Below are 8,669 nucleotides of genomic sequence, written 5' to 3'. Positions count from 1 at the left end.
AATGTAGCTGCTGGCGCTTTTTTGACGGGCGCGAAAGCCTTTTCATTCTTATTTTTTGAGCTGACACAAGCCATATAAAAAAACCGCTACCACACGTTGTCGAACCCTGTGAATTACTGCTTAATGAACGTCATGTTTTTTAAGGGGAATGTCACATGAACTTCACACGTCGCCAATGGATGGGCGCAGGCGCAGCGGGGATGCTGGGCGCCGTAGCCTCCGGCATCAAACTGAGCCCTATCGCACAGGCGGTGGCCGCCACCGAGGCGGATGCAGCCACGCAATTGGCGGCATTGAAGTCCTTCACCGGCAAGGTGCCGCATGCTACCCACTACGGGCCCATGATTGCCACCGTGGAAAAGGGCCGCATCGTCAACATCGAAGCGCAGGACACCGACAAGATGCCCACCGCGATGCTGACCGAAGGCGTGCTCGATCGCACCTACGACAAGACCCGCATTGCCGGCGCCATGGTGCGCAAGTCGTACCTGGAATGGGAACAAAACGGCCGCAAGGGCAGCAGCAAGCCCGAATTGCGCGGCAAGGACGAGTGGGTGCAGGTGAGCTGGGACACGGCCCTGGGCCTGACCGCCAAGGCCATCCTGGACACCATTGAAAAATACGGCAACGAAGGGTGCTTCTCCAGCTCGTATGGCGGCTGGTCGCACGCGGGCATCTTCCGTCCCAACGTGCTGCAGGGTCGTTTCTTCAACCTGCTGGGCGGCTCGTCCATGACCACGGGCGACTACTCGGCCGGCGCAGGCCAGATCATCATGCCCATGGCGATCGGCGACATGGAGGTGTATTCGGCCCAGACCGCCTGGGAGCAGCTGCGCGACAACACCGAGCTGGTGGTGTTTGTGGGTTGCGACCCCGACAAGAACAACCGCATCGAATACACCGTCTGCGACCACGAGATGTACGCGGGCTGGGACGCCATCAAGAAGGCCGGCTGCAAGTTCATGTCCATCAACCCGCAGGTGACCACCACCGACGAGAAGATGGGCTCGGAGTGGGTGCGCATCATCCCCAACACCGACACCGCGCTGTTCATGGCCATGAGCTATCACCTGATCAGCCAGAACAAGCACAACCAGGCGTTCATCGACAAGTACACGGTGGGCTTTGACAAGTACCGCGCCCACCTGGAGGGCAAGGACGGCACGCCGCCCAAGACGCCTGCCTGGGCCGCCAGGATCACCGGCATCCCGGCGGCCAAGATTCGCTCCATGGCCGAACTGATGGCGTCCAGGCGCACCCAGCTGTGCGGCTCGTGGGCCATTCAGCGCGCGCACCACGGCGAGATGCCTTACTGGGCCATCGTCAACTTTGCCTGCGTGCTGGGCAATATCGGCCTGCCTGGCCAGGGCGTGGGCTTCAGCTGGCATTACGGCGGCGGCGGCACGGCCCAGTCGGGCGGCACCGCGCCCACGGGCCTGTCGCAGGGGCGCAACCCGGTGAAAAAGATTTGCCCGGCCTCGCGCATCAGCGAGATGCTGCTCAACCCCGGCAAAGAGTTCACCTACAACGGCAGCAAATACACCTTCCCCACCGTCAAGCTGATCTACAACGCGGGCAACAACGCCTTCTCGCACCAGCAAGACCTCAACGAGCTGGCGCGCGCCATCCAGACCGTGGACACCATCATCTGCCACGAACCCTGGTGGAATGGCTCGGCGCGCTGGGCCGACATCGTGCTGGGCGCCACCACCACGCTGGAGCGCAACGACATCAGCTCTGCCGGCACCTACAGCATCGACAAGGTGTATGCGATGAAGCAGGTCATCGCGCCGCAGCACGACGCGCTGGACGACTTTGAAATCTTCCGCCGCCTGGCCGCGCTGTGCGGCGTGGAATACGCCTTCACCGAGGGCAAGACGCAGATGGACTACGTCAAGGCCGCCTACGAGGCCAGCAGCGCATCCAGGCACACGCCCTTCGACAAGTTCTGGGCCGATGGCATGGCGCGCATTCCGGTGCCGCCCGAAGCGCACAAGTGGGTGCGCCACGGCGACTTCCGCGCCGACCCGGCCAAGAACCCGCTGCACACCAGCAGCGGCAAGATCGAGATGTATTCGGCCATCATCGACAAGATGAACATCTCCGACATGCCGCCCATGCCCACGTGGCAAGAGCCAGGCGAATACCTGGGCAACGCGCGCAAGGGGCAGGTGCATGTGGTCAGCCCGCACCCCTACTGGCGCCTGCACTCCCAGCTGAACAACTCTGAGCGACTGCGCAAGCGCTACGCCGTTCAGACGCGTGAACCGCTGACCATCAGCGTGGAGGACGCCAAGCGCAACAACATCCGCAACGGCGACCTGGTCGAGCTATACAACGACCGCGGCGCGGTGGTGGTGGGCGCGCGCGTGTCCGACAAGATCATGCCGGGCGTGGTCAGCCTGTACGAAGGCGCCTGGCCGCAGCTCGACAGCAAGGGCCGCTGCAACAACGGTCTGGTCAACTTCCTGACTTCCAGCCGGCGCGCCAGCGGCCTCACGCAGGCCACCACGGCCAATACCTGCATCGCGTCGATACGCAAATGCACCGACGCCGACCCCGGCGGCACCAAGGCGTTTGATCCGCCCAAGATCGTCAAAAGCGACATCACGTTCGACGAGAAGTTTTTTGGCTTCGAACGTGCCGTGGCGCTGCGCGAAAAAGCCACTGCCTCGATGTTGCCCGCCGAAAAAATCTACTACCAGCGCTGCACCGTGTGCCACGGCCCGCGCGAGCCGGGCCAGTTCACCGAACAGCAGTGGAAGGGCATCACGCCCAGCATGTTCCAGCGCGCCGGCCTGACCGAAGATGAGCAGAAAATCGTGCTCGACTTCTTGCTGCAAAACGCCAAACATTAAGACGCAGCCCCACAAGAGCCCCGGGACGCCCGGGGCTTTTTTGCGCTGGCCGCTGGCATCCACCTGGCGCGCACGGTGCTTGGAATCGGCACCGCAAACCCCATCTGGGTTTGCGTGATTGGCCCGTGCCTTATCTTCCCGATCACCGATCCACGAACACTTTTGACCCAGGAAAACACCGTGACCCCTTCTTTTCGCACCGCCGCTGGCGTGATCGCCCTGACTGTCGCATCGCTCGCCCTGCCCTCGCTGGCGCATGCCAAGCGCTTTGGCAAATCCGTGGCCCCTGCGCGCATCGGCAAGGCGCCGGCCCCCGCCACGCCTGCCACACCGGCAGCGCCCAAAGCGCCCGCCGCACCCGCTGCGCCTGGCGCGGCAGCCACTCCTGCAGCCACAGCGCCAGCGGCCGCGCCCGCAGCCGCAGCGCCGGGCGGATCGGGGATGATGGGCACCATGGGCGCGGCCGCCGTCGGTGCCGTGGCAGGATCGCTGGCGGGTAACGCCCTGGCCGGTGCCATGACCCCCGACAAGGACGCCAAGGCCAAGGAAGCCGAAGCCCTGGCCGCAGAAAAGGAAGCCCAGGATCTGCAAAAGAAAGCCGAAGAGGCCCGCCTGAAAGCCGAGGCCGCGCGCGCCGCCGTCGGCAAATAAAGCATGCGGCCGCCCCCGGCACGCACCCACACACGTTCAACCGCACCACAAAGACCATGCTGAAGAAAACCCTGTCCGCCCTGGCCATTGCCACACTCGCCATCAGCGCCCATGCCGCAGACGTGCTCAAGGTAGCCGCCACCGCCGTGCCGCACGCCGAGATCCTCAACTTCATCAAGCCCCAGCTCAAGGCCCAGGGCCTGGATCTACAGATCAAGGAGTTCAGCGACTACGTGCAGCCCAACGCCGCCGTCGAGGACAAGCAGCTGGACGCCAACTTCTTCCAGCACCAGCCCTATCTGGACAGCTACAACAAGGATCGCAAGAGCAGCCTGGTGATGGTGCCCAATGGAAAGGTGCATGTGGAGCCCTTTGGCGCCTATTCCAGCAAGATCAAGAACGTGAAAGACCTGAAGGACGGCGCCACGGTGGCCATCCCCAACGACCCTTCCAACGGCGGCCGGGCGCTCATCCTGCTGGCCAGGCAGGGCCTGATCGAGCTCAAAGACCCCAAGAGCCTGACGCCCACGCCGCTGGACGTGGTCAAGAACCCCAAAAAACTCAAGTTCCGCGAGCTTGAAGCCCCACTGCTGCCACGCGCCCTGGCCGATGTGGACATGGCCCTGATCAACACCAACTACGCCATCGAAGCCAAGCTCAACCCCACCAGCGACGCGCTGTTCATCGAAGGTGCCGACTCGCCCTACACCAACATCGTGGCTGCCCGCGCCGACCGCGCCCAGGACGCCAATATCGCCAAGCTGATGAAGGCGCTGCACTCGCCCGAGGTGAAGAAGTTCATCCTGGACAAATACAAGGGCGCCGTGGTGCCCGCGTTCTGATCCTGTGACTGCTGCACTGCCCCTACCCGACCGGCGCCGTCTGCTGCTGCAAGCGCTGGGCGCATCGCTGCTGCCCACCCTTGGAGCGCCACTGGCGCTGGCCCGCACCGCGGTGGCTGATGTCTGGCCGCGGGCGCTGCCGGTGCCCGGCGGCGTGGCCCGACTGTCGCTGGGCCCCGCGCCCGGGCGGCCCGTGGTGCACGCGGGCGACAGCCCCGCGCTGGTGCTGGGCGACCCGATCGAATGGACGGCCATCGTCGGCATACCGCTGGCCGCGCCGGTGGGCGAGGCCCATGTGACCGTGCAAGCCGCGGCGGGCGCGCCCGCGCGGCGCATGGACTACCGCGTGGCCGCCAAGAAGTACAGCGAGCAGCGGCTGACGGTCGCCCCGCGCACCGTGGATCTGGCCCCCGAAGATCTGGCCCGCCACGAGCGCGAGCGCGCCCACCAGCAGCAGGTGATGGCCACCTTCTCCACCCCGCTGCCGACCGACCTGCAGATGCGCCAGCCCGTGCCGGGGCGGCGCTCGGGCAGCTTCGGGCTGCGGCGTGTGTTCAACGGCCAGCCGCGCAACCCGCACAGCGGCATGGACATTGCGGCCGCCACCGGCACGCCCGTCACCGCGCCACTGCCCGGCCGGGTGATTGACGTGGGCGACTATTTCTTCAACGGCGGCACCGTCTGGTTAGACCATGGCGGCGGCCTGCTCAGCATGTACTGCCACCTGAGTCAGATGGATTGCCAGGTGGGCGATGTGCTGCGCGCAGGTGAGGCCTTTTGCAAGGTGGGCGCCACCGGCCGCGTGACCGGCCCGCACCTGCACTGGGGCGTGATGCTCAACCGCACCATGGTGGACCCCGCGCTGTTTCTGGCTGCGTGACCGCACCCGGATGACCACGCCGCCACCATCACCGCCTCCGCCGCGCCCGCGCCTGGCGCTGCGCCGGCCTGCGGCAGGCCCCGCATCCACCGCGCCCGGCACGGCCTCGGCTGCCAGCGCGGGCACTGCGCGGCTGCTGCGCTTCAACAAGCCCTACGGCGTGCTGAGCCAGTTCACCCCCGAGGGGCGCTGGCGCGGCCTGAAGGATTTCATCGACGTGCCCGGCGTGTATGTGGCCGGGCGGCTGGACGCCGACAGCGAGGGCCTGCTGCTGCTGACCGACGATGGCCAGTTGCAGGCACGCATCAGCGACCCGCGCCACAAAATGGAAAAGACCTACTGGGTGCAGGTGGAGGGCATGCCGGACGACACCGCCCTGGAGACCCTGCGCCGGGGCGTACAGCTGAACGACGGCCCCACCCTGCCCGCGCGCGTGCGCAGGCTGCAGCCGTCACCCGCACTGTGGGAGCGCGACCCGCCCATCCGCGTGCGCCAGCACATCCCGGACAGCTGGATCGAGATCATCATCCGCGAAGGCCGCAACCGCCAGGTGCGCCGCATGACTGCCGCCGTGGGCCACCCGACGCTGCGCCTGGTGCGCACAGCCATAGGGCCTTACACCCTGCAAGGCCTGGCACCCGGCGCCTGGGCGCAAACCGACATGCCACGCGAACGCCCCAAAAAACGCTATTAAAAACAGAGCTGATAGCGCTTGATTCAAAAGGGCTAAGGCCCGTTTTGACTCGAACTTTTCGGCACACGCAGTCGCAGCGCGCCATCCAGCACCAGCAAGCCCACCGCCGCAAAAATAGGCCCGTAGGTCGGCCACTGCGCGGGGACGATGCTTTCGCCCAGCGCCAGCGCCACCAGCGCCAGCAGCACGGGCTCCACATAGCTCAGCAAGCCAAACAGACCCAGCGGCAACAGGCGGCTGGCAGCCATGTACAGCGCCAGCGCCACGGCACTCACCACGCCCAGCACCGGCACCAGAGCCCACAGGTGGGCATGCTCCAGCACCAGCGGCACGGACGACGGCGCGCGCAGCACAAACCACAGTGCCGCGGGCAGCAGCAGCAGCATGTCCAGCCAATGGCCGCCCAGATGGTCGGTGTCCAGGCGCCTGCGCAGCACGAAGTACACGGTGTAGCCCAGGGCGACCAGCCAGGTCTCCCAGGACATGCCACCCGTGCGCAGCACCTCGTGCCCCACGCCCACGCCAGCGATCAGCGTGGCCAGCCACTGCAGGCGCGACAGGCGCTCGGCATACAGCACGCGCCCCGCCAGCACCATCACCAGCGGCAGCAAAAAGTATCCCAGCGACACGGGCAGCGCCCGGCCATGCAGCGGCGCCCACAAAAACAGCCACAGCTGCACGCCCAGCAGCGCTGCGCTGGTTGCCAGCCCCAGCAACAGCAAAGGCTGGCGCCAGGCGCGCAATGCCAGTTGGCGCACACGCGGCCATTGCCCGCGCCCCAGCACCAGCGCCGTGGTGAAAGGCAAGGTGAACAGCACGCGCCAGCCGAAGATCTGCTCGCCATCCAGCGGGGCCAGCGCGGGCGCCAGGTAATACATGGCACCAAACAGGACCGACGCGACGATGGATGCGACAAAACCTTGAATCACTGCGATGACGGGGCGGCTGGCCCGGGGCAAAACCGGGGATTGTCGGCCATTGCGCGTGCGCCCCCGGCGTTCACCGGGGCGCAGGCAGTGCCCAGGCTGCGCCCCACGGGAGGGCCGGGATTATTCCCACTGTCTGTGGGCGGCCCTGTGGACAAGCACCGGAACAACTGCGCGCAGGCCGCGCCAGCGCTGGCTTGCAGCACATTGCCCATTTTTCAGGCAGCACAGGGGCCGCGTGCCGGACTGCGCTGCGGGGTGCCTGCGGCTTGCGCCGATGGGCTCGCAAGAAGGCGCACCGCGTTGTTCACGACGCTGCGCCGGGTATAGTGCGGCCCCTTTTTGCCTGCCCCGTGCCGTGTCTGCCTCTGCCGCTTTGCTCTGCCTTGTGATTGCCATCAGTGACGGAGACACGCTGACCGTGCGCTGCGGCGCCCCCGGCGCCTGGCGCCAGGAGCGCGTGCGCGTGGCCGCCATCGATGCGCCCGAAAGCCGCCAGGCCTTTGGACAGCGCGCGCGCCAGAACCTGGCGCAGTTGTGCTTTCGCCAGCAGGCCGGCCTGCGCCGCCTGGGCCGCGACGACTATGGCCGCACCCTGGCCCATGTGCGCTGTCAGGGCCAGGACGTGGGCACGGCGCAGATCAGCGCGGGCCTGGCCTGGGTGTACGCGCCGCAGGCGCGGCGCTATCCGCAACTGGTGGCACTGCAGCAGCAGGCGCAGGCCAGCCACACCGGGCTGTGGTCACAAAAGCGGCCGCTGGCGCCCTGGGACTATCGGCGGCGTCACCGCTGAATCTGCTATTTATTCAATAGCTATCAGCGCTTGTAAAACAAGGGCTGAAGGCTATTTTCACTAGGATTGCCTGCAAGCCCCGTGGGCCTGGAATACGCCCGACAGCAGCTCAGGCAGCCGCTCGGGCGCCAGCCGAAAACCGCAGGCCTGGGCATGGCCGCCGCCGCCCATGCTGACGGCCAGGGGCGAGCAGTCGTAGCCACGCTGCGAGCGCAGGCCGACCTTGACCTGCCCGTCTTTGGCCACCGCCCACATCAGCGCAAAGGTGCCGCTTTGCTGCGACAGCAGCTCGCCCACCAGGCTGTGGAAGGCGCCGGGCGCGTTCACCATCAGCCCGGCCTGGCCGTTGAACACCAGCGGCTGCGCGCCGCCGGCCACGTCCTGCGCCAGGTGGCGAAACTTTTCGTCCATGGCCTGGCCGCGCGCAACGAAGGCCGCCGTTTCGGCGGGCGCAAAGTCTGCAATCTGCTGCCAGCGCGTGAAGTCGAACGGCTCCATGTCCAGCGCCGCCACGTAGCCCGCAGTTTCAGGGTACTGCCACGTCCACAGGTCGCGGTCTTCCACGTGGCGCACCAGGTCGGGCAGCGGCGCGTTGGGGTGAAAGAACTCCCACGCCAGGCGCGCGCCGGACTTGCCCATGTCAAAGTGCAGGCCGCCGCAGCGGCAGGTGAAGCCCGCCAGTTGCTCGGCGGCGCTTTTGTGGTGGTCCAGCAGCACCAGTCGGGCGGCGCGCGCGTCTATGGCGGCCAGCAGTTCGGGCGCAAAAGAAAAATCCAGCACATAGACGGCACGGCCCGTCAAAGGCGGCAGGTCGTCCACGCTGCTCACCTGTCCGTGGGACAGACCCAGGCATTGCACCTGCCCGCCGTAAAAGCGCCAGGCGGCCAGCGCGGCGGCAAAGCCGTCCGCGCAGCGGCCGTGGTACAGCACCAACGGCTGGGGGTCATGGGGCTGCGGCGCGGCCAGCAGCGACAGGGGCAGGAAAGTGGAGTGCGGAGACAAGATCATGGCGGCGCATTGTGCGG

The 8,669-nt window shown here is 66.6% G+C and carries 8 protein-coding genes; 6 read left to right on the top strand and 2 right to left on the bottom strand.

The window, feature by feature from the left end; all coding sequences use genetic code 11:
• Window positions 1-155: 155 nt before the first annotated feature.
• The 5 genes from AB7E35_RS06850 (at window position 156) to AB7E35_RS06830 (ending at window position 5,925) form a co-directional block, all read left to right on the top strand.
• Window positions 156-2,858, top strand: coding sequence for a molybdopterin-dependent oxidoreductase (locus tag AB7E35_RS06850; protein ID WP_428167286.1), 2,703 nt, complete (start codon window positions 156-158; stop codon window positions 2,856-2,858).
• A 180-nt stretch (window positions 2,859-3,038) separates the two neighbouring features.
• Window positions 3,039-3,509: an ABC transporter substrate-binding protein gene (locus tag AB7E35_RS06845; RefSeq protein ID WP_428167285.1), complete on the top strand. Its 471-nt coding sequence runs from the start codon at window positions 3,039-3,041 to the stop codon at window positions 3,507-3,509.
• Between the two features lie 56 nt (window positions 3,510-3,565).
• A complete protein-coding gene (locus AB7E35_RS06840; protein ID WP_428167284.1) occupies window positions 3,566-4,351 on the top strand; it encodes a MetQ/NlpA family ABC transporter substrate-binding protein in 786 nt (261 codons plus the stop codon).
• A 4-nt stretch (window positions 4,352-4,355) separates the two neighbouring features.
• The gene (locus AB7E35_RS06835) at window positions 4,356-5,231 is read left to right on the top strand and encodes a peptidoglycan DD-metalloendopeptidase family protein (protein WP_428167283.1); all 876 of its coding nucleotides are present in this window, start codon (window positions 4,356-4,358) and stop codon (window positions 5,229-5,231) included.
• A 10-nt stretch (window positions 5,232-5,241) separates the two neighbouring features.
• Window positions 5,242-5,925 carry a pseudouridine synthase gene (locus AB7E35_RS06830; RefSeq protein ID WP_428162788.1) on the top strand — a complete coding sequence of 228 codons (684 nt, stop codon included), beginning with the start codon at window positions 5,242-5,244 and terminating at the stop codon, window positions 5,923-5,925.
• Window positions 5,926-5,957: 32 nt separating this feature from the next.
• On the opposite strand, the gene rarD is transcribed toward AB7E35_RS06830, so the two are convergent.
• Window positions 5,958-6,854, bottom strand: coding sequence for an EamA family transporter RarD (gene rarD / locus AB7E35_RS06825; protein WP_428162787.1), 897 nt, complete (start codon window positions 6,852-6,854; stop codon window positions 5,958-5,960).
• A gap of 385 nt (window positions 6,855-7,239) precedes the next feature.
• On the opposite strand from rarD, the gene AB7E35_RS06820 reads away from it, so the two are divergent.
• On the top strand, window positions 7,240-7,644 hold the full coding sequence (locus tag AB7E35_RS06820) for a thermonuclease family protein (RefSeq protein WP_428167282.1): 405 nt from the start codon (window positions 7,240-7,242) through the stop codon (window positions 7,642-7,644).
• 60 nt (window positions 7,645-7,704) lie between these two features.
• Here the strand turns inward: AB7E35_RS06820 and AB7E35_RS06815 are convergent, their stop codons facing one another.
• Window positions 7,705-8,652 (bottom strand): DHH family phosphoesterase, encoded by a 948-nt coding sequence (locus AB7E35_RS06815; protein WP_428167281.1) that lies wholly within the window; start codon window positions 8,650-8,652, stop codon window positions 7,705-7,707.
• Between the last annotated feature and the right edge of the window lie 17 nt (window positions 8,653-8,669).

Source organism: Diaphorobacter sp. (assembly GCF_050251835.1).
Taxonomy (GTDB): Bacteria; Pseudomonadota; Gammaproteobacteria; order Burkholderiales; family Burkholderiaceae_C; genus JBFXIE01.
The sequence above is the reverse complement of the archived record's forward strand: the minus strand, read 5'-3'. Positions and strand labels throughout refer to the sequence as shown.